Annotated in this window: 21 protein-coding genes and 1 pseudogene; 14 read left to right on the forward strand and 8 right to left on the reverse strand. The window is 64.8% G+C overall.

The genetic code is table 11. The features are described 5' to 3' along the window. Positions 1 to 12: 12 nt before the first annotated feature. Genes JCM7685_RS17830 through JCM7685_RS17845 form a run of 4 tightly spaced genes read left to right on the forward strand, consistent with a single transcriptional unit; the run spans position 13 to position 3,121 of the window. Complete coding sequence (locus tag JCM7685_RS17830; protein ID WP_074967965.1) at positions 13 to 747, forward strand: ABC transporter permease; 735 nt, start codon at positions 13 to 15, stop codon at positions 745 to 747. Then, entirely contained in the window at positions 744 to 1,100 is a 357-nt protein-coding gene (locus JCM7685_RS17835) for a RidA family protein (protein ID WP_074967848.1), read from the forward strand. The genes JCM7685_RS17830 and JCM7685_RS17835 overlap by 4 nt, the downstream gene beginning before the upstream one ends. Next, entirely contained in the window at positions 1,097 to 2,023 is a 927-nt protein-coding gene (gene rocF, locus JCM7685_RS17840; protein ID WP_074967850.1) for an arginase, read from the forward strand. Before JCM7685_RS17835 ends, rocF begins: the two co-directional genes overlap by 4 nt. Positions 2,024 to 2,032: 9 nt before the next feature. Then, positions 2,033 to 3,121, forward strand: a complete 1,089-nt coding sequence (locus JCM7685_RS17845) for an ornithine cyclodeaminase (protein ID WP_074967852.1) — start codon at positions 2,033 to 2,035, stop codon at positions 3,119 to 3,121. Between the two features lie 496 nt (positions 3,122 to 3,617). On the opposite strand, the gene JCM7685_RS17850 is transcribed toward JCM7685_RS17845, so the two are convergent. Both JCM7685_RS17850 and JCM7685_RS17855 read right to left on the reverse strand, forming a co-directional pair. Continuing rightward, positions 3,618 to 4,943, reverse strand: coding sequence for a chloride channel protein (locus JCM7685_RS17850; RefSeq protein ID WP_074967854.1), 1,326 nt, complete (start codon positions 4,941 to 4,943; stop codon positions 3,618 to 3,620). Between the two features lie 135 nt (positions 4,944 to 5,078). Next, positions 5,079 to 6,743 (reverse strand): BCCT family transporter, encoded by a 1,665-nt coding sequence (locus tag JCM7685_RS17855; RefSeq protein WP_074967856.1) that lies wholly within the window; start codon positions 6,741 to 6,743, stop codon positions 5,079 to 5,081. A 473-nt stretch (positions 6,744 to 7,216) separates the two neighbouring features. On the opposite strand from JCM7685_RS17855, the pseudogene JCM7685_RS17860 reads away from it, so the two are divergent. The 9 genes and pseudogenes from JCM7685_RS17860 to JCM7685_RS17900 form a co-directional block, all read left to right on the forward strand. After that, a pseudogene (locus JCM7685_RS17860) lies at positions 7,217 to 7,534 on the forward strand (recombinase family protein); the annotation flags it as partial. A 142-nt stretch (positions 7,535 to 7,676) separates the two neighbouring features. Then, complete coding sequence (locus JCM7685_RS17865) at positions 7,677 to 8,042, forward strand: ArsR/SmtB family transcription factor (RefSeq protein WP_074967858.1); 366 nt, start codon at positions 7,677 to 7,679, stop codon at positions 8,040 to 8,042. A 2-nt stretch (positions 8,043 to 8,044) separates the two neighbouring features. Beyond that, the gene (arsC, locus tag JCM7685_RS17870) at positions 8,045 to 8,482 is read left to right on the forward strand and encodes an arsenate reductase (glutaredoxin) (RefSeq protein ID WP_074967860.1); all 438 of its coding nucleotides are present in this window, start codon (positions 8,045 to 8,047) and stop codon (positions 8,480 to 8,482) included. After that, complete coding sequence (gene arsB, locus JCM7685_RS17875; protein WP_074967863.1) at positions 8,479 to 9,555, forward strand: ACR3 family arsenite efflux transporter; 1,077 nt, start codon at positions 8,479 to 8,481, stop codon at positions 9,553 to 9,555. Before arsC ends, arsB begins: the two co-directional genes overlap by 4 nt. After that, positions 9,552 to 10,259 carry an arsenical resistance protein ArsH gene (gene arsH, locus JCM7685_RS17880; RefSeq protein WP_074967865.1) on the forward strand — a complete coding sequence of 236 codons (708 nt, stop codon included), beginning with the start codon at positions 9,552 to 9,554 and terminating at the stop codon, positions 10,257 to 10,259. The genes arsB and arsH overlap by 4 nt, the downstream gene beginning before the upstream one ends. Before the next feature lie 1,051 nt (positions 10,260 to 11,310). After that, positions 11,311 to 12,021: a hypothetical protein gene (locus JCM7685_RS17885; protein ID WP_145981085.1), complete on the forward strand. Its 711-nt coding sequence runs from the start codon at positions 11,311 to 11,313 to the stop codon at positions 12,019 to 12,021. Next, positions 12,021 to 14,204 (forward strand): Mu transposase C-terminal domain-containing protein, encoded by a 2,184-nt coding sequence (locus JCM7685_RS17890; protein WP_074967869.1) that lies wholly within the window; start codon positions 12,021 to 12,023, stop codon positions 14,202 to 14,204. The genes JCM7685_RS17885 and JCM7685_RS17890 overlap by 1 nt, the downstream gene beginning before the upstream one ends. Before the next feature lie 4 nt (positions 14,205 to 14,208). Then, the gene (locus JCM7685_RS17895; RefSeq protein WP_074967871.1) at positions 14,209 to 15,171 is read left to right on the forward strand and encodes a TniB family NTP-binding protein; all 963 of its coding nucleotides are present in this window, start codon (positions 14,209 to 14,211) and stop codon (positions 15,169 to 15,171) included. A 2-nt stretch (positions 15,172 to 15,173) separates the two neighbouring features. Further along, positions 15,174 to 16,109, forward strand: coding sequence for a TniQ family protein (locus JCM7685_RS17900; protein WP_074967873.1), 936 nt, complete (start codon positions 15,174 to 15,176; stop codon positions 16,107 to 16,109). A gap of 534 nt (positions 16,110 to 16,643) precedes the next feature. On the opposite strand, the gene JCM7685_RS17905 is transcribed toward JCM7685_RS17900, so the two are convergent. From JCM7685_RS17905 to glnH, 4 genes are all read right to left on the reverse strand, one after another. Next, entirely contained in the window at positions 16,644 to 17,660 is a 1,017-nt protein-coding gene (locus JCM7685_RS17905; protein ID WP_074967875.1) for a C45 family autoproteolytic acyltransferase/hydolase, read from the reverse strand. Further along, complete coding sequence (gene glnQ, locus JCM7685_RS17910) at positions 17,653 to 18,378, reverse strand: glutamine ABC transporter ATP-binding protein GlnQ (RefSeq protein ID WP_074967877.1); 726 nt, start codon at positions 18,376 to 18,378, stop codon at positions 17,653 to 17,655. Before glnQ ends, JCM7685_RS17905 begins: the two co-directional genes overlap by 8 nt. Then, positions 18,375 to 19,031 carry a glutamine ABC transporter permease GlnP gene (gene glnP / locus JCM7685_RS17915; RefSeq protein ID WP_074967879.1) on the reverse strand — a complete coding sequence of 219 codons (657 nt, stop codon included), beginning with the start codon at positions 19,029 to 19,031 and terminating at the stop codon, positions 18,375 to 18,377. Before glnP ends, glnQ begins: the two co-directional genes overlap by 4 nt. A gap of 70 nt (positions 19,032 to 19,101) precedes the next feature. Next, entirely contained in the window at positions 19,102 to 19,842 is a 741-nt protein-coding gene (gene glnH / locus JCM7685_RS17920) for a glutamine ABC transporter substrate-binding protein GlnH (protein WP_074967967.1), read from the reverse strand. A gap of 733 nt (positions 19,843 to 20,575) precedes the next feature. Here glnH and JCM7685_RS17930 point away from each other — a divergent pair. Next, a complete protein-coding gene (locus tag JCM7685_RS17930; RefSeq protein ID WP_074967883.1) occupies positions 20,576 to 21,247 on the forward strand; it encodes a spermidine synthase in 672 nt (223 codons plus the stop codon). A 347-nt stretch (positions 21,248 to 21,594) separates the two neighbouring features. On the opposite strand, the gene JCM7685_RS20590 is transcribed toward JCM7685_RS17930, so the two are convergent. After that, positions 21,595 to 22,077 (reverse strand): TonB-dependent receptor domain-containing protein, encoded by a 483-nt coding sequence (locus tag JCM7685_RS20590; RefSeq protein ID WP_074967885.1) that lies wholly within the window; start codon positions 22,075 to 22,077, stop codon positions 21,595 to 21,597. After that, positions 22,056 to 22,670: a TonB-dependent receptor domain-containing protein gene (locus JCM7685_RS20595; protein WP_074967887.1), complete on the reverse strand. Its 615-nt coding sequence runs from the start codon at positions 22,668 to 22,670 to the stop codon at positions 22,056 to 22,058. The genes JCM7685_RS20590 and JCM7685_RS20595 overlap by 22 nt, the downstream gene beginning before the upstream one ends. Between the last annotated feature and the right edge of the window lie 35 nt (positions 22,671 to 22,705).

Below are 22,705 nucleotides of genomic sequence, written 5' to 3' on the forward strand. Positions count from 1 at the left end.
TCCTTCATCCCGCTGGACCTGCCGCTGATCGTCCAGAACCTCGACCGCTTCCTGCACGGGGTCTGGGTCACGCTGGGCTTGACCTTCCTGTCGCTGGCGTTTGGCGGCGCGATGGCGGTGCCGCTTGCAATCGCCCGCGCATCGCGCCACCGGGTGCTGAATCCTCTGATCTGGGCATATACCTACGTCTTCCGAGGCACGCCGCTGCTGGTGCAGACCTATCTGCTGTATTACGGCGCGGGCCAGTTCCAGTTCGTCCGCGACAGCTGGCTGTGGGGCCCGGTGCTCTCGCAGGCCTGGTGGTGCGCGCTGATCGCCTTCACGCTGAACACCTGTGCCTACACGACCGAGCTGTTGCGCGGGGCCGTCATGGACACCCCCAAGGGCGAGGTCGAGGCAGCCATCGCCACCGGCATGTCGCCGCGTGGGCGGCTGCGCCGGATCGTGTTGCCCTCGGCCTTTCGACGCGCCATTCCGGCCTATTCCAACGAGGTGATCTTCATGCTGCACGGCTCGGTCGTGGCCAGCACCATCACCTTGCAGGACATCCTAGGGGTCGGTCGCTGGCTGAACGGGCGCTATTATCTGGCCTATGAGGGCCTGATTACTGCGGCCGTCCTTTATTTCATCATCGTCTTCGCGATCACGCGGGTCTTTCGCTGGCTTGAGCGGCGCTATCTGCGCCATCTGGAACGCCGCCGGGATGCCGTCGTCCGCAATATCGCACCACCCATGGGGGTCAAATGATCGAACGCTTCCACACCAACGCCCGGATGAGCCGCATCGTCCGTCACAACGGCACCGTTTACCTCTGCGGCCAAGTCGGCGAAGGCGCGAGTGTCGCCGAGCAGGCCCGCGACTGCCTGGCGCGGGTCGATGCCCTGCTGGCCGAGTCCGGTTCCTCGCGCCGCGATATCCTGCATGCGACCGTCTGGCTGGCGCATATGTCGGACTATGACGCGATGAATGCGGTCTGGGACGAATGGATGCCCGAAGGCTGCGCCCCCGCGCGCGCCTGCGGCGAGGCGCGGCTGGCCGGATCGGACCTACTGGTCGAAGTCATCGTGACGGCAGCGGTATCGGCGGCGGTGTCGGCATGAGCGGCAACACCTGCATCCTGATCGGCGCGGGACTGGATTGCGGCAAGCGCCGCCGCGGCTGCTCCATGGGTCCCGAAGCCTATCGCGTGGCGGGACTGGCCGCGACACTTGCCGAACTCGGCTGGCGGGTCGAGGATCGCGGCGACGTGCCCGGTCCCAAGGCGCCGCCGCCATCTCCTGACGGTCAGGTTCATGCCAGCGCGGAAACCGCCGAATGGACGCGCTTGCTAGCCGATGCCGCGCGCGCGGCAATGCCGGATGGCTTCCCGATCTTCATGGGCGGTGATCATGCGCTGTCCTTGGGCACCGTCGCTGGCCTGGCCGATCATGCGGCGGCCCAGCGTCGGCCACTGTTCGTCTTGTGGCTGGACGCCCATCCCGACATCCACAGCCCGGATACGACCGCGTCGGGCAACCTGCATGGCACGCCCATCGGCTATGTCACCGGACAGCCCGGTTTCGACGAGTTTCCGCCCATGGCGAACCCGGTCCCGCCGAAGAACATCTGCTTCATCGGCCTGCGTTCGGTGGACGCGCCCGAACGCGCGGCGATCCAGTCGGCGGGGATGCGCGCCATCGACATGCGCCAGATCGACGAACGCGGCATCGCCGCGCCGCTGGCCGAGTTCATCGAGCAGGTGCGCGCCGCCAACGGCATGCTGCACCTGTCGCTGGACGTCGATTTCCTGGACCCAGCCATCGCTCCCGCTGTGGGCACTACCGTTCCGGGCGGAACCACCTTCCGCGAGGCGCATCTGGCGATGGAAATGCTGCATGACAGCAACCTCGTCACCTCGCTGGACCTTGTCGAGTTGAACCCGTTTCTGGACGAACGTGGGCGCACCGCTTCGCTCATGGTCGATCTGACCGCCTCGCTGTTCGGCCGCCGCGTCTTTGATCGTCCAACCCGCAGCTTTTCCTGAAGGATCATCATGCCTGCCCCCAATCCCTCTGAACTGGCCTTCATCCGCTTCGTCAGCGTCGAAAACATGATGCGGCTGGTCCACAGCATCGGCGTCGAGACCGTGCTGAAAGATCTTGCCCGCTATATCGAAGACGACTTCCGTCGCTGGGAACTGTTCGACAAGACCCCGCGCGTGGCCGCCCACTCCAAGGAAGGCGTGATCGAACTGATGCCCACGTCGGACGGGGTCAGCTACGGGTTCAAATACGTCAACGGCCATCCCCAGAACACGAAATCGGGTTTGCAGACGGTTACAGCCTTTGGTCTGCTGGCGCGGGTCGATACCGGCTATCCCGAACTGCTGACGGAAATGACGCTGCTGACCGCACTGCGCACCGCCGCGACAAGTGCCATGGTCGCCCGCCATCTGGCGCCGAAGGACGCCACCACTATGGCCATGATCGGCAACGGCGCCCAGTCCGAGTTCCAGGCTCTGGCCATGCGCGCCATCTGCGGTATCGAACGGCTGCGCCTTTTCGACATCGACCCGGCCGCGACGGCGAAACTGATGCGCAACCTGTCCGAGTTGGGCTTTGATCTGACCGCCTGCAAGACCGGACAAGAAGCTATCCTTGGCGCGCAGGTCATCACCACCTGCACCGCCGACAAGCAATACGCGACAATCCTGACCGATAACATGATCGGCGCGGGTGTCCACGTCAACGCCATCGGCGGAGACTGCCCCGGCAAGACCGAGTTGCACGGCGACATCCTGCGCCGGTCCGACGTCTTCGTGGAATACACCCCCCAGACCCGGATCGAGGGTGAGATCCAGCAGATGCCCGACGATTTTCCTGTGACCGAGATGTGGCAGGTCATCGCCGGCACGGTGCCCGGCCGCACCTCGGAGCGTCAGATCACCCTATTCGACGGCGTGGGCTTTGCCATCGAGGACTTCTCGGCGCTTCGCTATGTGCGCGACCGGCTGGAGGGAACCGACTTCTTTCAGAGCCTCGATATCATCGCCGACCCCGACGATCCGCGCGACCTGTTCGGCATGCTCAATCGTGCCGGCGGCCGGTCCGCCGGAGTGCAGCGCGATGGCGCCATGCTTTGAGAAAATCGCGCAAAGCGCAGGCCCTGCGTAACCTTTCCCGTCGTCACTCGCTGAAAGCCGGGCGTTGAAGCGTTCCGTCAACCCGCCCTCTGATAGGGCTGGAAGTCATAAGACGGCTCAAGTGCGTTCTTCATTTGCCCGCTGGCCAAGTTTATCGATATATTGGGAAATTTCGGTTTTTGTTGTCCTGACAGGAGCATCTAAGAGGTGCCGAGGACTTGTGATCCGAATCATAGCTGTGTCTTTAATTCGTTCTCGCCGTCTCAATCACCGCTCGTTGCCCGAACGGCTCGGCTGGCCTGTCCGAAATGGCAACTCGTGACCATCCCGGCGATGTGTTAATTGTCGAGGCAATCAACTGGTGTTGTGTTAGCGAGTTGCCAAACTGCCGGGCCTGCGGGTCCGGCATTTTGCTTTTCGCGACCGCCCATGCAGTCTGGCAGACGGTCTCAGCTCTCCCCAGCCGCAAGAGGACCAAGGGCGTGAAATATCCTGCTCATGCAGCGTCTTCGCGCCGTCGCAGCTTGATGGCGTCCGCCAGCCACAGCCGAGCCAGTCCGTGATACAGCGGTTCCGGCGACAGCAGGCGCGACACGCCGAAGCCAAGCATCGCGGCGGCCATGATGGGCAGGGCATGTTCCTGCGTCGCGGTCATCTCCATGACGATGACGAAAGCGGTCATCGGCGATTGCACGACCCCGGCGAAATAGGCCGCCATCCCAAGCACCGCCGCAAAGCTCAGCGAAGCCGAGAGCAGCCCGCCGATCAGATTGCCCAGCCCCGCGCCGACCGAGAGCGACGGCGCGAACATGCCGCCCGGAATGCCCGATACGGTCGAGGCCAGCGTCGCCAACAGCTTGGTCAGGAAAAAGCCGGCGGGGAATTGCTCGCCCTGCACCGCCAGCCGCGCCTCGGCGTAGCTGGTGCCGAATGCCGTTCCGCCGCTGACCAGCCCCAGCGCCGCCACCGTCAGCCCCGCGGCCCCGGCGACGACGAAAAGCTTGCGGCTCGGCGCCAGCTTCCAGCGCCGGATGCGCCGGGTCAGGGACAGCACCGACCGGCTGAATCCGGCACCAAGCGCACCGCCGGCAATCCCCACCACCCCCACCAGCAGCCAGTCGCGCGGGAAATTGCCATAGGCAACCGCCTCGCCGAAATAGGTGTAGCTGCCCGAGATCGCCAGCGCCGCGATCCCGGCGATCACCACCGTCGAGAGCACCAGCCCATTGGTGCGGCTTTGGTAGTTGCGCGCCATTTCCTCGATGGCGAAGACGATGCCGGCCAGCGGGGTGTTGAAGGCGGCGGCGATTCCGGCGGCCGAGCCCGCAAGGATCAGCCCCTTGGCCTGGGCCAGATGCCCGACGCGCGCGCTGGCCAGCATGATGGCGGCGCCGATCTGGACGGTCGGGCCTTCGCGCCCGATCGAGGCGCCGCAGAGCAAGCCCCACAGCGTCAGCAGGAACTTTCCGGCGGCGATCCGCAGCGTCAGGTAAAGCCTCCTCTCCTCGCCCTCCAGCGCGCGGGCGGCGATGGCCTGCGGGATGCCGCTGCCTTGCGCGCCGGAAAAATATCGCTGCGCGAGCCAGGCCGACGAGATGAAGCCCGCCGGGACCACCAGAAGCAGCCAGGGTGAGGTCCCTCCGGCCGAGAGATGGCGAAACGCCTCGGTCGCCAGATCCGCGAGCCTGGCGAAGGCGGTGCTGACCAGCCCGACCAGCAAGGCGCCGCACCAGAAGACCATCCGCCCGCGCCATTGCCCCCGGCTGGTGATCAGCGCGCGCGAGCGTCGGAGGATGCGAAGCCGGGGGCGGGGCATGGGCATTCGTATCCTGTGTCGATAGGCTTCTCCGCGCCGGAGCCAGAGGGCCGGACTGAGATCCTTTCTGCATTTCATGGCCGGGCCGAGAAGACAAATGCAAACGGGGCCGGGCAGGACCGCCCGCCCCCGCGCCTCTCGTCATCGCAACTCGCGCTTTTCCGCCAGCAGGCCCTTGACGATGGCCCAGCAGGCGCCCAGCAGCACCAGGGTGAAGGGCAGCCCGGTCGAAACCGCCATAGCCTGCAAGGCCGTCAGCCCGCCGCCCAGCAGCAGGGCGATGGCGACCAGCCCCTCGAACCCGCACCAGAAGATGCGCTGCGGCACGGGTGCGTGAATCTTGCCGCCCGCCGCGATGGTGTCGATGACCAGCGAGCCGGAATCGGACGAGGTCACGAAAAAGACGATGACCAGGATGATGCCGACGAAGCTGGTGATCGCGGTCAGCGGCAGCTGCGACAGCATCTGGAACAGCTGCAATTCCAGCGCCGCATCGGCCACGCCGGAAAAGCCGCCCTGCGTCAGCGTGATCGCCGTGCCGCCAAAGGCGGTCATCCACAGAACCGAGATCAGCGAGGGCACGATCAGCACCGCCGTCAGGAACTGCCGCACGCTGCGTCCGCGCGACACCCGTGCGATGAACATGCCGACGAAGGGCGACCAGCTGATCCACCACGCCCAATAGAACGCCGTCCACCCCTGACGGAAATTGTCGTCGTTGCGGCCGAACGGGTTCGACAGCGGGATCAGATCCCCGGCATAGGCGCCCAGATTGCCGAAGAACCCGGTCAGGATCTGCCATTTCGGGCCGACCAGGATGACGAACAGCAGCAGGGCGATGGCCAGCAGCATGTTGATCTCGGACAGGCGCTTGACGCCTTTTTCCACCCCCAGCACGACCGAGGTGGTGGCCACGGCGGTGATGATGACGATCAGCACGATCTTGGCGGTCAGCGCGGTGCTCCAGCCGAACAGGAAATGGAAACCCGCCGATGCCTGCTCGGCGCCGATGCCCAGCGAGGTCGCGAGGCCGAACAGCGTCGCCATCACCGCCAGCACATCGACGACATGGCCGGGCCAACCCCAGACCTTCTCGCCGAAGATCGGATAGAAGACCGAACGCAGCGTCAGCGGCAGCCCCTTGTTATAGGCGAACAGCGCCAGCGCCAGCGCGACCACCGCATAGATCGCCCAAGGACGCAGGCCCCAGTGGAAGATGGTCGCGGCCATGGCCAGCCGGCGCGCGCCCAGTTCATCCCCCGGCGCGCCGTCCAGCGGCGCCCAGTCGGTCCGGGCGCCGTTTTCCAGCACCGGCCCGCCCAGGGCGGCGGTGTAATGGCCCAACGGCTCGCTGACGCCATAGAACATCAGCCCGATGCCCATGCCGGCGGCAAAGAGCATGGAAAACCAGCCGGTCAAGGTGAAATCCGGCGTCGCCTCGGGGCCGCCCAGCCGGACCGAGCCCAGCGGCGACAGGATCAAGAACAGGCACAGCAGCACGAAGACATTGCCGGCGATCAGGAAGAACCAATCGAAATTGCCGGTGACCACGTCGCGCAATCCGCCGAAGAACGGCCCGAGGACCGTGGGAAACAACAGCGTTGCGGCGGTGAAGATCACCACCGCGATGCCGGAGACCATGAAGACCGGATTGTGGATGTCGAAGGCGACCGGCTTCACGCCTTCGATATTGTCCTGGCCGATCTGGTAGTCGGTCGGGATGATCTGGGTCGGGCCTTCGGGCGGCGGCAGCGCCTCGATGCCGGCGTCGGGGGCTAGAGGGTCGGATGGGCTTGTCTGTGACATGCGTCCCTTTCTCATTTGGGTTCGATCGGGCGCCGAAAGCTTCGACTCGACGCGAAATGCGCCTGGGGGACCCAGAGTTTCACAATTTCTTTACAATTGCCATCCGCAGCCGCTCGGCAGGCGAAGCGGGGACATGACGAGGCCTGAGTTGCCGAACATCCGAATTATTCCGCCGACAGATCAAGCCTTGTCGCATCATCGAGATGCGCGTGGTGGCAGTTCGTCCCAAGTAATTGAATGGCACGGTGGGGACATGGGGCTGGATAGCGGCCTTATGCGATTGATCGCCTAAAAGTTCTGAAGGACTGTAACTCAGAAGCAATCATCGTGGGAGCAGAGCTACCCGCACCGATGCCGATGCAGATGACGCCCCCACCCCCTGCACAGAGACCAAGCTCAATGGGGCCAGACTATCAGGCAGCTTGGCGGCGTGATCCAGACATTATTGTATGACGGGCGTAACCTTCCGACCGGTGATCGACGACGATCTCGGCCGCTCTGCCAGCGGTATGATGGCCCGGCCCGGCTTCGAGAAGCTCGTTGCCGCCTTGTGGGCTGGGGAAGTCGGCGCCGTGCCCTGCTTTGACGCTTCGCGGCTGGCACGCAATGGCAGGGACTGGCGCCACCTCCTCGAACTGTGCGGGCTTGGCGAGGCGCGTGTCATCGACCTCGATGGCGTCTACGATCTTTGCCTGCTCAACGAGCGCCTGCTGCTCGGCATGAAGGGCAGCATCAGCGAGTTCGAGCTCGGGGTGATCCGGGCGCGCATGCTTGACGCTGCCCGGGCAAAAGGAAACGGGTATAGTCAGCATGGCAGGTTTGCGGGATCTAGCTGCCGGCTACTGTATCGCCGCATCAGCGGCCTATTTCGAAAGCTCTTGACCGTCCAGGCTGGTCGATCAATATATCAATAAATGTTGAGGAATTGATTCGATGAATGAGCCTCAAGCTCTTGCCGCCTTTGCGGCGCTGTCGCAGGAGACACGGCTGCGCGTCGTGCGCCTGCTGGTTCAAGCCGGACCGGACGGCATGGCCGCAGGCGCAATCGGCGAAGCATTGGGCGGCGCGACCACCTCTCGGCTTTCGTTCCACCTGACCCATCTCGAACATGCCGGACTGATCCAGTCCCGGCGGGACGGGCGCTTTATCATCTACAGCGCCGTCTATTCTGCCTTGGCCGGTCTGATCGGCTTCCTCTTGAAGGATTGCTGCCATGGCCATCCTGAGATCTGCGCACCTGCTGTTGCGGCGCTGACCTGTGCCTGCGGCTGCGAGTCCATCCCGACCGAAAGCGCCTGACCATGGATGTTGTCATCTACCACAATCCCGAATGCGGCACCTCGCGCAATACGCTGGCGATGATCCGCAATGCCGACATCGAGCCGCATGTAATCGAGTATCTGAAGACGCCTCCTTCGCGCGCCATGCTGGAACAGTTGATTACCCGAATGGGGATCACACCACGAGAACTGATGCGCGAGAAGGGCACACCCTACGGCAAGCTCGGCCTGGGAGGCCCGGCCCTTTCGGGTGGAGCGCTGCTTGATGCAATGATGGCGGAGCCAATCCTGATCAACAGACCCATCGTGCTCAGCCCCAAGGGCGTGCGGCTCTGCCGTCCCTCGGAGCGAGTGCTCGATCTGCTGCCGCCGCAGCGAGGCGCCTTCAGCAAGGAGGACGGCGAGCAGGTCGTTGATGCCCACGGCAACCGCATGCCTGATCAAGGGACGTTTCCATGACCGCCAATCGCCCGGCCCGCCGGCTTTCCTTCCTCGACCGCTACCTGACGCTGTGGATCTTCGCGGCCATGGCGCTTGGCATCGCGCTCGGGACAATCTTCACCGGCCTCCCGGATGCCTTGAACGACATGTCGGTCGGGTCGACCAACATCCCGATCGCCATCGGCCTGATCCTGATGATGTATCCGCCGCTGGCCAAGGTCCGCTACGAGGAGCTGCACCAAGTCTTTGCCGACAAGCGCGTCCTGGTTCTGTCGCTGGTGCAAAACTGGATCATCGGCCCGGTGCTGATGTTTGCCTTGGCGGTGATATTCCTGCGCGATCCTCCCGAATACATGACCGGGCTGATCCTGATCGGCCTGGCGCGCTGCATCGCCATGGTGCTGGTCTGGAATCAGCTTGCCCGTGGCGACAACCAGTATGTGGCGGGGCTGGTCGCCTTCAACTCGATCTTCCAGATCCTGTTCTTCTCGACCTATGCTTGGCTGTTCCTCACGGTCCTGCCGCCACTGTTCGGGCTGGAAGGCAGCATCATCGATGTGAGCTTCTGGACCGTCACCGAAGCTGTGCTGATCTATCTGGGCCTTCCTTTCATTGCCGGCTTCCTAACCCGGCGCATCCTGATCGCCCGGAAAGGGGCAGGCTGGTATGGGGAGGTCTTCCTGCCGAAGATCAGCCCGATCACGCTGGTGGCGCTGCTCTTCACCATTGTCGCGATGTTCAGCCTGAAGGGTGGCGATGTGCTGCGCCTACCGCTGGATGCGGTGCGGATCGCCCTTCCGCTGGTGCTCTATTTTGCAATCCAGTTCCTGGTGAGCTTTGCCATGGGCCGGCTGATTGCCAAGGACTACCCCCGCACTACGGCCATCGCCTTCACCGCCGCCGGCAACAACTTCGAACTGGCCATCGCTGTCGCCATCGCCGCCTACGGCCTGGCTTCGCCGGTAGCCTTCGCCGCCGTGATCGGCCCGCTGGTCGAGGTGCCGGTTCTGATCTTGCTGGTGAATGTCGCCCTGCGTCTTGGCGACCGCTGGTTTCCCCGTGACGCCACGCTGCAAGAGGCCCGCGCATGATCCCCGACCTGCCGAACCTGTCGCCTGATGCACTGCGCCAGCCGAACCTGCCCCCGGTTCCGCGCGCAACCCATCCGCCGCGCATCCTGCTGCTCTATGGCTCGCTGCGGGAACGCTCCTACAGCCGCTTCGCCACGCTGGAGGCCGAGCGCCTGCTGCGTCACTTCGGCTGCGAAACGCGCGTTTTCCATGCAAACGGTTTGCCGCTGCCCGACGATGCCGAGGCCGCGCATCCGAAGGTCCAGGAACTGCGCGAGTTGTGCCTGTGGTCAGAAGGTCAGGTCTGGACCAGCCCGGAACGCCACGGGGCCATGACCGGGGTGATGAAGTCCCAGATCGACTGGATCCCGCTCTCGATGCGAGCGATCCGGCCGACCCAGGGCCGCACCCTGGCGCTGATGCAAGTGTCCGGCGGTTCGCAATCGTTCAATGCCGTGAACCAGATGCGCGTCCTGGGCCGTTGGATGCGGATGGTCACGATCCCCAACCAGTCCTCGGTCGCCAAGGCCTATGACGAGTTCGACGAGGCCGGCCGGATGCGCCCGTCGAGCTATTATGACCGCATCGTCGATGTCATGGAGGAGTTGGTGAAGCTCACGCTGCTGACCCGCGACCTCTCAGACTTCCTCACCGACCGATACAGCGAGCGAAAGGAAACCGCGGCGAGACTGGAAGCACGAGTGAGCCTGAAAGCCGCAACCTGATAAGCGCGCCCCTGCTGTGACTGCAAGCCAAGGCTAATCAGCAGCGTTTCGGTCGGCAAGGCCAGCCTTACCGGTCGATCGGGATAGGTGTCTTCCGCTCCACCATGCGCGGCGCCCGTCGAATTCGTCTGGATATCCCGTCTCGTAGAGTTCCATTTCGGGGTGCAGGTCTTGCAGCGCGCCTATGGAGGACCGCCCATCTTCTGGGCTTCCTCCTCATTCATCGGCGATGGCGAAGGCCATCCAACCAAGGACGCCACGGGACACGTCCGGCAGTTGCTTTTTCCTGTCGAATCAGGCCTGATCCGCGCCGCCCGCTTCAAGCGCTCGTCAAAAATAATTTCGGCAAAGGGGGCGTTTCGGGGGCCTTTGCACCAGTTACCGATCACCGGCTTCCGGCACGCGGACGCCCCCGGAGATCGGGACCCAAAATTTTTCACCCGTTCAGCCTCTTGGAAATCAATTTTTCGCATAAATGCCTAATCCCATGAAGTCGCACGACAGGAACAACCTGTCGTGAATTTTCGAAAGCGGCCTACAACACCTTTCCTTTCATAGCGTGGAGCACTCTGGGAAAGCTAAATTTTTCGCATACTTTCCAGCTAGTAAACGGCGCTTGCTAGTGTCTTCCATCTCCCCGCAGCCGGGGCTATAGCGCGATTCGAACAAAGATTGCGAAAAGTGAAAATGCAGATGCAAAAGACCTGACCCGCGCACAAACGAAAACACCGGGATGCGCCAACATCCCGGTGTGATCGTATCGAGGCAGACCGAAATCCACCGATTTGACACCGGTTTCCTAGCAGACCTTGCGGCTCGCCGCAAGGATTCGCATGGACGACAGTCTTCCTCATCTCACCAGGCTCTTTTCCGGGAACAACTGACCGGCCAATCCGATCCTGACCGTAATTGCGGCAGGCCAGGAATGGCCTTCGTCATCCCCGCTTCCCAGGAAGGTCGCCTCATCCAGACCGGGTTCTCTGCCCGCTCCGGAGCAAGACCGCCCCCGCCCGGACCCGGGCGGGATCGATTCCCCATGAGGAACAATCAAATGCCCCCAACTGCTAATGACCATGTCCGCGGCTTCGTGCCGCCCCTCCCCAGCACTGCGCAGCGCGATGTGGCGCTCAGTTCCAAAGGCCATTTCTGTGGCCATGTCGTGATCGGCGATGGCTCCGGCCGTGGTGCCGCCAGCGGCGCGCCGGCCCGGGTGGTGCAGATTGAAAGCCATCTTGAGCTCAGCTGGTGCCTCTGCCTGTCCCTTCGCCCCGATGTTGCCGATCTGCGCGAACAGGTCGAGTTCTTCTGGCTCAATGAGCAAGGCGAATATCACCCCCATTACTTCGACCTGTTTGTTGCCAAAACGGATGGAACCCGGATCGCCTGTGCCATCCGCCCGGTCGCCTGGACCGGCGGCAGCTTCGGACGGGAGATGCCGCAGATCGCTGCGCAGGCACGGCACAGCCGTTTTGCCGATGATGTCCGCCTGCTGACGGAAGCGGATCTCGATCCGGTGGAGCTGCATAACGCCTGGCTGCTGCATGACGTCCGGGTGGCTGATCCTCTGGCAGACGAGGCTGCGGCGCGGGTTCTGGCCGACATGTCCGGCACGGCATCCTTTGCCGATCTGACCGCCCGGACCGGCTGCGGTCCCACAGGCTTCAGGGCCCTGTTGCGGCTGGTTCGCAGCGGCCAGCTTCGCCCCCTCCACAATGAACGTATCACCTCGGCCACCCTGGCCTACAAGAGGAGCAACCTCTGATGCATATGCACAATCTCAGCTTTGATGCCGACCGCCACCATTATGCCTTCGGCAAATATGACCGTATCACCATCGAAGGTCAGACCTACCGGACCTCGCTTTATGGCCGTAATGAAGAAGGCTGGCTGCTGGAGCTGGATGATGGTTCCGGCCGGTGCAGCAGCTTCACGCATCAGGAGCTGAGCCGACTGGGGTCGATGAGGCGTATCCGGGTCGAGCACAACTTCCACGCCCCCGATATTGCCAAACGGCGCCTTCTCACCGGCGGGGCTCTGCTCTCGGAATTGCCGCCGAAACCGGCCGCCCGGATGACCAAGAAGCACGCCTATGTCCAGGCCTTCCTTGAGATGGAGCGTGAGAAGCGCATCAACATCACCGATACCGCCATTCTGGCCAACCAATTTGAATTGCGTGGCCGCGCGATGGACTATGCAACGCAGTTCCAGGGCGGGGAAGGCACACAGCAGTCGCTGGATTTCAGCAAATGCCCGGCACCGCGCAGCTTGCGCCGGTGGCTTGCGGAGCACCGGAAAGCGGGCGTCAGCGGCCTCGTCGACGCCATGAACCGGCGCGGGAACCGCAACCGCCTGATGGGTCCCGAACAGCTTGCCCTGATGACGCGCGAGGTCCGGCGCTATCTCAGCGAAGACCGGCCGAGCATGAAGACGATCCACGAAAACGTCAGCGTCGCCTTCGCCGCACGCAACGAGGCCCGGGTAGCGGAGGGGCTGCACCCCTTTCCCATTCCCAGTTATGAAACCGTGCGCCGGGCGATCCATATGCTTGATCCGTTCGAGGTCGCGGTTGCCCGTGACGGGGTCGAGGAGGCGCGCAAGAAATTCATGCCGGTGGGTGAAGGCCTGCGCCTGACCCGTCCGCTCGAGCGGGTGGAAATCGATGAAAACACCATCGACATCATCTCGCTGACCGAATCCTGGGGGCTGCGTGAACTGCTGACCGAAGAGGAGCAGAAGATCCTTGGGCTGGATCGCGGCAAGGCGCGCTGGTTCGTGACCGTCGCCATCTGTGCCACGACGCGCTGCATCCTTGGCATGGCTTTTTCGCGTTCGGCCAAGGACAACGCCTCTCTGCAGGTGCTGCAGATGATCCTGCGTGACAAGGGAAAATGGGCTGATGCGGCCGGTTCCCTCGGCTCCTGGGACATGCATGGCACGCCTGTCCTGATCGTCACCGACAATGGCGCGGCTTTCAAGTCCGAGCGCTTCCGGGTGGCATGCGCGGATCTGGGCATCACCACGCTGCGGGCGCCGGCGGGGCTGGCCCAGATGCGCGCCCGCAACGAGCGCTTCTTCCATAGCCTCAACACCGGCCTGCTCCCCCGCCTGCCGGGCCGCACCTTCGGCAGCATTCGCGAGAAGGGGGATGCAGATCCGGAGGCGCGCGCCGCGCTGACCTTCGATGATCTGGCTTTCTGCCTGGTGCGCTGGATCGTCGACATCTACCACAATACCCCGCATGCCGGTCTGGGCGGGGAAACCCCGCTTCAGTGCTGGCGTCGCCTGACCGCCGAGTGGGGTGTTCAGCCGCCGCCGGATATGGACACCCATCGCGCCATCTTCGGGGAGCGCCTGCCGCGCAAGCTGTCCCGGGAGGGCGTGACCGTCCTGGGCCTGCGCTATCACTCCGAGGCGCTGGCCCGCCTGATGACCAACCGGGAAGAGCGCAATGTCGAGGTGCGCTGGCATCCCGACGATATCGGCACGGTGACCGTCTATGCCGGGCAGCAGAAATTCGAGGTCGGCACGGTCCTGCCCGGTTTCGACGGTGTGTCTGCCCGCCAATGGGTCGCTGCAACCCGGGAACTGAAAGCCGCGAATGCGGGCCGCAAATCCTATGACCGCCAGATGATCCATGCCGCGATCACCGCGATCGAAGGGCGCAGCACCGCGGCGACCCGGATGGCCGGGCTGCTCGTCGACGAATGGACGCCCGAGCGGATCCGGAATTTGGAGGCCAGCCTCTATATCGGCTTCAATGCGGGCGGTGACAAACCGGTGAAGCCCGCAGCCGCCGATGGCATTGGTCGCTCCATTCCCGACCCGGAGGTGCAGGCCCCGCGCCCGGCGGTCTCGCCGGCAATCCCGGTCCCTGGCCCTTCCCCCGTGCATCTCGACCTGCCCGACACGGCCCCTGAAACGCAACCCTGGTCCATCACGGAGTAAGCCCATGCCCAATCCCGCTGAAAGCGCCCGGATCCTTCAGAAACTGCGCAAGCTCCGCGTCGATACGCCAAGGGATACCGCATTCACCGCCCATCTCAACCGGCTGTTGTGCCGGGATGAGGTCGGCAACCTGCTGCCCGAGCCGCAGCGCTTTTCCGCGGGTCGCGAGACCCGTGGCGTGATGGTGGTGGATGGCGCCGGTGGCGGCAAGACCACCCTGATCTCCCGCGCCCTGGAACGGCACCCGGTTCTGTCCGGCGGAACGGGGCGGCACTATCTCGATGCCAGCGTGCCCAGCCCCGCCACCTTCAAGAGCATGACCGGCGCACTGTTGCAGCGCAGCGGTTACCCGGTGATCACCGCCAACCGCGAGGGCTGGAGCCTTTGGGAAACCCTCCGGGGCCGGCTCAAGGATCAGGGCATCATTGTTGTCTGGATCGACGAGGCGCATGACCTGTTCTGCGCCGATCGCCACCTGATCCTGCGCGCCCTCAAATCCCTCATGCAGGGGGACGAGGCCGTCATCCCGATCCTTTCCGGCACCGAGAGGCTGCACGAAATCGTCCGTTCCGATCCGCAGGTCCAGCGTCGGCTTTCGACGCTGATCCTGCCGCCGGTCTCGGAGGCGGCGGACGGGGCCAGCGTCGTTGGGGTGATCCGGGGATATTGCCGGATTGCGGGGCTGGAGCCGCCGCTTGATGCCGATCTGATCCCGCGCCTGTTCCATGGGGCGCGTTATCGGTTCGGGCGTTGCGTCGAGACGATCCTCGGCGCCATCGAGTTTGCGCTGGAGGGCGATGTGTCGCGCCTCGACATCGGCCATTTCGCAGAGTTCTGGGGCCTGCAGGAAGGTTGTCCGCTTGGCGGCAATGTCTTCCTTGCCCCGGACTGGCCGCAGATCGACCCGGATCGGGACGAGGCCGATGCTCCGCCTATCCGCGCGCGGTCCCGGCGGCGACGGGCATGAGCATGGCCAGCCTCTTCCCCCTGCTGCCGTTCCGGGCGGACGAAACCCATTGGTCTTGGGCGTCCCGCATGGCCGCCTTCCATATCCGTGGCCCCATCGGGATCTTCCTGCGTGATCTCGGCCTTGATCCCTTCGCTCTCTCCATCGGCGATCCGGATGAGGTGGTCAGGCTGTGCGAGATTGCCGGGCAGGATCCGGGACCGGTGCTGCGCAACACCGTGGTGCAGAACACCTGCCGGAGCTGGAGGCTCGGTGAGGAGGCTCTGATTGACAGCCTGTGTTCACAGCAGGATCTGCGCTTTTGTCCGGCCTGCCTCGCCGAGGACGATGCGGCCGCCATGGCGGCAGGCCATGACATCTCTATCCACCGGCGCGAGAGGCTGATCTGGCGGCTGAAGCCGATCCGGTCCTGCCTGAAACACAGACTACCCCTGATCCGCCGGGATCGGCCTGACCATATGGTTGGGAAAGGCGTCTTTGCCGGAAGCGTGCCAAAAGCCGCCGCCATGTTACAGGATCTTGCGGGCCGCGCTGCGCCCTCTCCGGAATCCCCGCTCCAGACCTATATCGCCAATCGGCTTGCTGGGCGTCATGGCCCGGCCTGGCCGGACAGCCTGCCGCTGGAACAGGTGATCAGGATCACCGAGTTTCTGGGTTCCGCCCTGGAGTTCGGGCCATATGTCGCCTTCGGCGACCTTTCCGTCCGGGATCAGGATACCGCTTCGGCCTGCGGCTGGGCCTATATCGTCAACGGGGAAGCAGGCATCCGCCGCGCATTGCAAATCCTTCAGGCCGGGTTCGACCCGAAGCGGTCCCCATGCCGTATCAAGAAATGGGGGGCCTTCGGCCCGTTGCTCGACGAACTCCGGCATCCCCTCCCAAGCAATTCGCTCCGCAGAATCTTTGGAGAGCATCTCGCCAGCATTGCTGAATCCTGATCCGCATCCCGGGCAGGATTCGGTTCAGCCCCCCTCGTCAATTCACCCATTTGCCAGTCAGGCCGCCTTCGGGCGGCCTTTTTTGTTGGAGACGAGGCAAGTTTCGATGGCCAAGAATTGTGTGGAAAATGGTCAAATCCCGAAACGCACGATTCACGGATAAAGTAAAATCAACGGCTTACATGTAATAGACTGGCGCGAGTTGGCCATTATTTCAGTGGTCCGACAACCTTGTGAGGCGCTATGAAAACTCAACTCTTTCAATTGGTTGTCAAGACCGTCCTGCCTCCGCTGCTCGGCCCTGCCAGCGCCATGGCCGCGACCATGTATCCGGCTTACTACGCTGCCGTCTGCGGCGGCCAGGCTCCTCCAACTGCTCGGCGGGCGTCGTGATCGACAGAAGCACCGAATGGCCGGAAAGCTCCAGCAAATGCCCCAGCGCCGCCCGCGTCTTCGGCACCGGTGAGACCTGCACCTGTCCTCACGATAGCCAGGCCAAGGCACGCAGTTCCCACGCTTTCCGGCGGGGCCGGCCTAGAAGCCGGTACCGGAATAGGCGGCGGGCCCGGTGGGCCGGTCATGGATGCTCCAGCGGATGCCCTCGGTCGTCAGGCGCAGGATGGCCGTCCCCAGGGTGTTTTCGTCGTCGGGATCGTCCGCTGCGTCGCGCCGGATCGGCAGCCCGGCACCCCCCTCGTCGCGCAGGATCGCCAGGGGATCCAGCCCCTCGGCCAGCAGCGCATTGGCCCGGACCTGACGATCATGCGACGACTCGGTTACGATCTGGGCCGACAGGCCGCCGCGGTGATGCAGGGCGTGATTGGCATGGGCCGAAGGGGTCTTGACCTCGACCGCCGAAACCTCGCCTGCGCCGAACTCCACCGACAGGATGCGGCGGTCCGCGGTGCTGGACAGCGCGAAATGGAAGCCGCCGGAACCGGCGCCCGCTTCCAGCACCGCCAGCGCCTGATCGAGGCTGTGCGACCCGATCACCGCCCGGCCCAGCACCATGCGGGGAATATCGGGTTCCACGCCGGTCAGGCGGAGATTGTTCACCGTCTGCGCTAGCCCCGCCGCGTTGAAGGCGAAGGTGTGACCCGGGATCGAACCCGGATAGCAGAAGGCACGGAACGCTGGCGCGTCGAGGCCAGCCACCTCGGCGATGAAGCAGGCGCCGCGAAAGAACGGCAAGCCGTCCTCGTTATGGGCCAGCACCGGCGCCTCGCCCGGCACCATGACCGTGGTGCAGCCGTCCGGCACCCGCGCCAGCAGGTCGCCCCGGCAGTTCCAGGCGAAGACCGCCTCGACCGGCATGTCCAGCCCCTCGGCCAGCCCCTCGATCTCGTCCCAGATCGCCGGAAAGCGCGCGCGGGTCGCCTCGGCCATGCGGGCCACCGCCGCCGCATGGGCGGGGCCGGTCATGGCGCGGAAATACTCCGAACCCGGCAGATGGCGGTGCACCGCCTCGCGTCCGGCCAGACCCAGCGCCCGGCCGATCTCGCGCGGGGGGCCGCCCATCCGGTGCCAGCCCAGTTCATGCGGTTCAGACATGTTGCAGAAAGTCCTTCAGCCGGTCCGAGGGCGGATTGTCGATCATCTGCCGCGGCTCGCCGTCGACGGAAATCTTGCCGTGTTCCATGAAGATCAGCCGCGTGCCGACCTGCTTGGCGAAACCCATCTCATGGGTGACGACCACCATGGTCATGCCTTCCAGGGCAAGCTGGCGCATGACGTTCAGCACCTCCTGCTTCAACTCGGGGTCCAGGGCCGAGGTCGGCTCGTCGAAGAGCATGACCTTGGGCCTGACGGCCAGCGCGCGGGCGATGGCGACGCGCTGCTGCTGGCCGCCCGAAAGCTCGGAGGGGACATGCCCTGCGCGCTCCTTGAGGCCTACCTTGTCCAACAGGTCCAGCGCCTGCGCCTCGGCCTCGGCCCGGCCCAGGCCGCGCACCTTGCGCGGACCGAAGGCGACATTCTGCAGGGCCGTCATCTGCGGGAACAGGTTGAACTGCTGGAACACCATTCCGGCCTCTTGCCGGATCTGGCGCAGGTTGGCGTTGCCCGACTTGACCGAGATGCCGTCGACGACCAGATCGCCGCCAGTGATCTGTTCCAGCCCGTTGATGCAACGCAGCAGCGTGGACTTGCCAGACCCCGATGGGCCGATCAGCACCACCACCTCGCCGCTGTCGATGTTCAGATCGACCTTGTCCAGCACGGTCACCTCGCCGAAGGCCTTCGAGGTCTTGCGGAATTCGATGATGCTCACAGGATCCTCATGCGCTTTTCGATGATGCGAAGGACCAGCGACAGCACGCCGGTCATGATGAGGTAGAAGACGCCGACGGCGGTCCAGATCTCGACCGCGCGAAAGTTCGAGGCCATGATCTCCTGCCCGGTCCGGGTCAGTTCGGCGACACCGATCACGATGAAGAGCGAGGTGTCCTTGAGCGAGACGATATACTGGTTGCCCAGCGGCGGGATCAGCCGGCGAAAGGCCAGCGGCCCGACGATATGGACCAGCACCTTCCAGCGCGGCAGGCCCATGGCCAGCCCGGCCTCGCTGAGGCCCTTCGGGATCGAGAGCAGCGCGCCGCGCACGATCTCGGCGATATAGGCGCCGGCGTTGACGCCGATGGACAGGATCGCCGCGGCCATCGGGTTGATGCGGATGCCGGTCAGGATCGGCAGCGCGAAGTAAAGGAACATCACCTGCACGACGATGGGCGTGCCCCGGATCAGCTCGACATAGATCAGCGCCAGCGCGTTCACGAAGCGGTTGCCATAGGCGCGCATCAGCCCGACCAGGAAACCCAGGGTGGTGCCGATGACCAGGCCCCAGAAAGCGATCATCAGCGTCACTTTCGCGCCCGCGACCAGCTGCGGCAGGAATGAGGGGATTACGGACCAGTCGATTTCCACCGAGGCCTCCGGTTCTGCGGGACGAGGGGGGATGCGGACCGCGCCCGCATCCCGACGGATCGGGCGCCGGTCACTTCACCGGCTTGGTGCCGAACCATTTTTCATAGATGGCGTCGTAGCGCCCGTCTTCCTTCATCTTGGCAAGGATCTCGTTGACCTTCGGCACCAGTTCGCTGCCCTTGGGGAAGGCGATGCCGTATTGCTGGGCCATGACCTGGTCGCCCGCCGAGCGGACCTGGCCGTTGCCGGCGGTCTTGATGTAGTAAAGCACATTCGGCGTATCGTGGAACGCGCCGTCGACATTGCCCGCCCGCAGTTCCAGATAGGCGTTGTCGATATTGGGGAACTTGCGCAGCGTGGTGTCCTTGAGGTTCTGCTCGGCCCAGCCGGCGGCGGCGGTGCCGGTCTTGACCGCGATGGTCTTGCCGGCCAATTCGTCGAGACCCTTGATCGGGCTGTCGGTCGCCACCATCAGCAGGTTGCCGCTGTCGTAATAGCCGTCCGAGAAGTCGATGGCCTGCTTGCGCTCGTCCGTGATGGTGATGCCCGCCAGCGCAACATCGACCTGCCCGGTCTGCAGCGCCGGGATGATCCCCGCGAAATCCATCGGCCGCAGTTCGTAGCCGGTCCCCAGGTCCTTGGCGATGGCGTCCCACATGTCGATGTCGAAGCCGACGTATTTGTCGCCCTCCTTGAACTCGAACGGGACGAAGGCGGTGTCGGTCGCCACCACCAGATCGGCGGCATGGACGGCGGTGGTCATGCCGAGGGCCAGAGCGACGGTGCTGGCGAATTTTATGAGTTTTTTCATGTTGTTTCCCTGTCGGACAAGAGCCAGATCGGCATAAGGGGCGATCATGCAAAAATGCTTGCACAGCTTTTTTCGGATTGCAATGAACTTGCCGACGCCGACACTCGGGCCGTCGGCACGGCCCCGGGGCGGAACGCCCGTGTTCATGTCGGGACAGGGCGCAGCAAGGCTGAATCGCTCGGAGGGTCGGACCTCGCCTCGGCTCCAGAGGGCGCGTTTCAGCAGGCGCCGGCTGCGGTCATCCGCCGATCCTTGCGCTTGGCCGGGCCGGCCTTCGGCAGCATGGGCGGCACGCGCACGTCCCAGCGCCCGTTCCCCGGCCCGGAGGGCTTGCGCCGTCGCCACCCCGGCTTCCCATCGCGCCCGCGCCGCCGTTCTGGCCAGCCAGGACCGTTCGGCAGCCGAATCGCGGTCTGGTCGGCAGGCACGGCGCGGATCGGTCCGCGGCCGGCAGGATTCGCAAGCATCGCCGGTATCCGGGACCTCGGCTTGCAAGCCGCGCCGGTCGGGGCCATAGTGCCGCAGGCCGGCTTTGCGACCTTCCCGGCACCCCATGGCAGGAGCCGCGCGGCGTGTTCAATCCTTCGGCCATCTTTCCCCTTCTGATCGGACTCAGGGCCAACAATGTCCTGGGGTTGTCCGGCTCCTGACGATCCGGCAACCCCAAGCATACCGCTGATCCGCTTCTCTGCCGCGCCCGCCGTGGTGCGGCCTGACGTCTACGGGAAATGACATGACATCGTGGGAAACCCTGGCTCGCGCGCGCACCGCGTCGGGCGATGAAATCGTGCTGCGGCAACGCGGCGAAATCTATGAGATCCGCTATAACGGCATCGCGCTGATGTCCAATCTCAACCACCAGTCGGAAATCCAGCTGGCCTTGCGGTCGATGCGACGGCTGGACTTCCGTGCCCGGCGCGTGCTGATCGGCGGGCTCGGGCTTGGATACAGCCTGCGCGCGCTGCTGGACCTTGCCGCGCCCGACACCGAGGTCACCGTCTGCGAGATCATCCCCGAGGTGGTCGCCTGGAACCGCGGCCCGCTTGCCCATCTGGCCGGAAGCCCGCTGGACGATCCGCGCAGCCGGCTGGTGATCGGCGATGTGCAAGAGCATCTGGCCCTGTCCAGGGGATGCTACGACCTCATCCTGCTGGACACGGACAACGGGCCCGATCTGGTGGTCCGCCCGGAAAACGAGGACCTGTATCGGGATGGCGGCATCGCCGAGGTGGCGGATGCGCTGGCCTTGGGCGGGTTGGCGGCGTTCTGGTCGGCGACCGCGTCCAGCCGGTTCGAAAGCACGCTCGCAAGACAGGCGTGGAACTGGACCAGAGAGGACATCCCGCTTGTTCCCGGCCGCGTCGATGCCATGCATCACATCTACAGCTGCGCCTTGCCGTCCTAACCCCATCGTTCCCGCCCTGCCCTGCTCCGCCTGCCCCGCGCGTCGGGTCGCGGCGGGAACGGCCCAATTTGGGTCGTGGTTGGCGCGTGTCGCAGCGTCAAGCGGGCCAGAGGGAGCGCCCCGGCTCGCGCCGCAATATGGTGGCCGGATTGCGAACCATGCGGACCGGCGGGAACGATCAAGGCCCTCCCTGCCCGAACGGTCCTTTCGGCCCTTGCCGCAAACCCTGATCGGCGCAGGCCGCGAAGTTCCAAGGCCGGCCCTTCGCAACCCTCGGCACCGGCCGCCTGTCGAAGCTGGAATCGGCGTGTGGTTTTCCTCGCCGTTCGGTCGCGGATGTTCCCGGCTCAGAACCCCGCATTCAGCATCAGCGAAAGCCGTCTTGGCAGCGGACCGTTTTCCCCTGCCGAGACGTTGCCCAGGTTGAACAGGCCCAGGCTGACGGTGGCCCGGTCGCTCAGCCGGTAGTCCAGGCCCAGATCGAACAGGACATGGGCGGGGGTTTCGACACTGCGTCCCAGTGCCTCGGCCCGGCTGCGATAGCGCCCCCGCGTCCAAAGCGTCAGGGGCTCGCCGACGCGCCAGTCCAGCGCCAGGCCCAGCTCGTGGCGCGGCAGGTTGTGGAACGGCCTGCCGGCATCGCGGCCGCGGGTGATCAGCGAATCCGACCAGGTGTAGGTGATGGCAAGGTCGGCGTCGCCAAGCGGCCATCGAGCGTGATCTCGGCCCCGCGCAACCGGGCGGCGTAGGCGTTGACATATTGCGTCACCGCCTCGTAAACGCCGCCGTTCAATGCGCAGGCGGGCGCCTAGCCCAAGGGCGTGCGGCACAGGTCGCGCCGGGTGATGTGATCGCGGAAGCGGCTGTGGAACAGCGTGGCGGCAAGGCTCGGCCCGCTGTCGGTCTGCCAGGCCAGGCCCAGCTCGTAGTTCGTGCTGCGTTCGGGGCGCAGCGCACTGTTGCCGCGGTCGCGCGACATGCCGTCGCCGCCCGAAGGCTCCCACACATCGTCGTCGGCCTGTTTCAGCGCCGGCACGCGATAGCCGGCCCCGACGCCGCCGCGCAGCGTCAGGGCCGGGGTCGCATGCCAGACGGCATAGAGCCGGGGCGTCAGCGTCGCGCCATAGCGCTGGTCGCGGTCGCGGCGCAGCCCCAGCGTCAGGGTCAACTCGGGCGAAAGCGCGAACTGCCCCTCGGCGTAAAGCGCCTGGTGCCAACGGCTGGGCCGGGTGCTGGCGGAATCGGGCAGCCGGTCGGGGTCGTGGCGCGTGTCCTCGCGGCGATGCTCGAAGCCGAAGGTCAGAGCATGCGCGCCCAAGGGCAGTGCGGTGCGGGTGCCAAAGGTCAGCGCCTCGTGCCCACTGTCGTTGCCGATGCGGAAATCGGTGCGCTCGCGCAGCAGGAACGAGACCGTCTCGGCCAACGCAGGCGATGCGTCAGGCTGGCGCTGCGGTTACG

The sequence above is a fragment of the Paracoccus aminovorans genome (assembly GCF_900005615.1).
Classification (GTDB): Bacteria; Pseudomonadota; Alphaproteobacteria; order Rhodobacterales; family Rhodobacteraceae; genus Paracoccus; species Paracoccus aminovorans.

Excerpts from the sequence above, each read along its gene's own strand:
- JCM7685_RS17835 (WP_074967848.1), top strand. The coding sequence starts at position 744 with ATGATCGAACGCTTCCACACCAACGCCCGGATGAGCCGCATCGTCCGT.
- rocF (WP_074967850.1), top strand. The coding sequence starts at position 1,097 with ATGAGCGGCAACACCTGCATCCTGATCGGCGCGGGACTGGATTGCGGC.
- JCM7685_RS17845 (WP_074967852.1), top strand. The coding sequence starts at position 2,033 with ATGCCTGCCCCCAATCCCTCTGAACTGGCCTTCATCCGCTTCGTCAGC.
- JCM7685_RS17850 (WP_074967854.1), bottom strand. The coding sequence starts at position 4,943 with ATGCCCATGCCCCGCCCCCGGCTTCGCATCCTCCGACGCTCGCGCGCG.
- JCM7685_RS17855 (WP_074967856.1), bottom strand. The coding sequence starts at position 6,743 with ATGTCACAGACAAGCCCATCCGACCCTCTAGCCCCCGACGCCGGCATC.
- JCM7685_RS17865 (WP_074967858.1), top strand. The coding sequence starts at position 7,677 with ATGAATGAGCCTCAAGCTCTTGCCGCCTTTGCGGCGCTGTCGCAGGAG.
- arsC (WP_074967860.1), top strand. The coding sequence starts at position 8,045 with ATGGATGTTGTCATCTACCACAATCCCGAATGCGGCACCTCGCGCAAT.
- arsB (WP_074967863.1), top strand. The coding sequence starts at position 8,479 with ATGACCGCCAATCGCCCGGCCCGCCGGCTTTCCTTCCTCGACCGCTAC.
- arsH (WP_074967865.1), top strand. The coding sequence starts at position 9,552 with ATGATCCCCGACCTGCCGAACCTGTCGCCTGATGCACTGCGCCAGCCG.
- JCM7685_RS17885 (WP_145981085.1), top strand. The coding sequence starts at position 11,311 with ATGCCCCCAACTGCTAATGACCATGTCCGCGGCTTCGTGCCGCCCCTC.
- JCM7685_RS17890 (WP_074967869.1), top strand. The coding sequence starts at position 12,021 with ATGCATATGCACAATCTCAGCTTTGATGCCGACCGCCACCATTATGCC.
- JCM7685_RS17895 (WP_074967871.1), top strand. The coding sequence starts at position 14,209 with ATGCCCAATCCCGCTGAAAGCGCCCGGATCCTTCAGAAACTGCGCAAG.
- JCM7685_RS17900 (WP_074967873.1), top strand. The coding sequence starts at position 15,174 with ATGGCCAGCCTCTTCCCCCTGCTGCCGTTCCGGGCGGACGAAACCCAT.
- JCM7685_RS17905 (WP_074967875.1), bottom strand. The coding sequence starts at position 17,660 with ATGTCTGAACCGCATGAACTGGGCTGGCACCGGATGGGCGGCCCCCCG.
- glnH (WP_074967967.1), bottom strand. The coding sequence starts at position 19,842 with ATGAAAAAACTCATAAAATTCGCCAGCACCGTCGCTCTGGCCCTCGGC.
- JCM7685_RS17930 (WP_074967883.1), top strand. The coding sequence starts at position 20,576 with ATGACATCGTGGGAAACCCTGGCTCGCGCGCGCACCGCGTCGGGCGAT.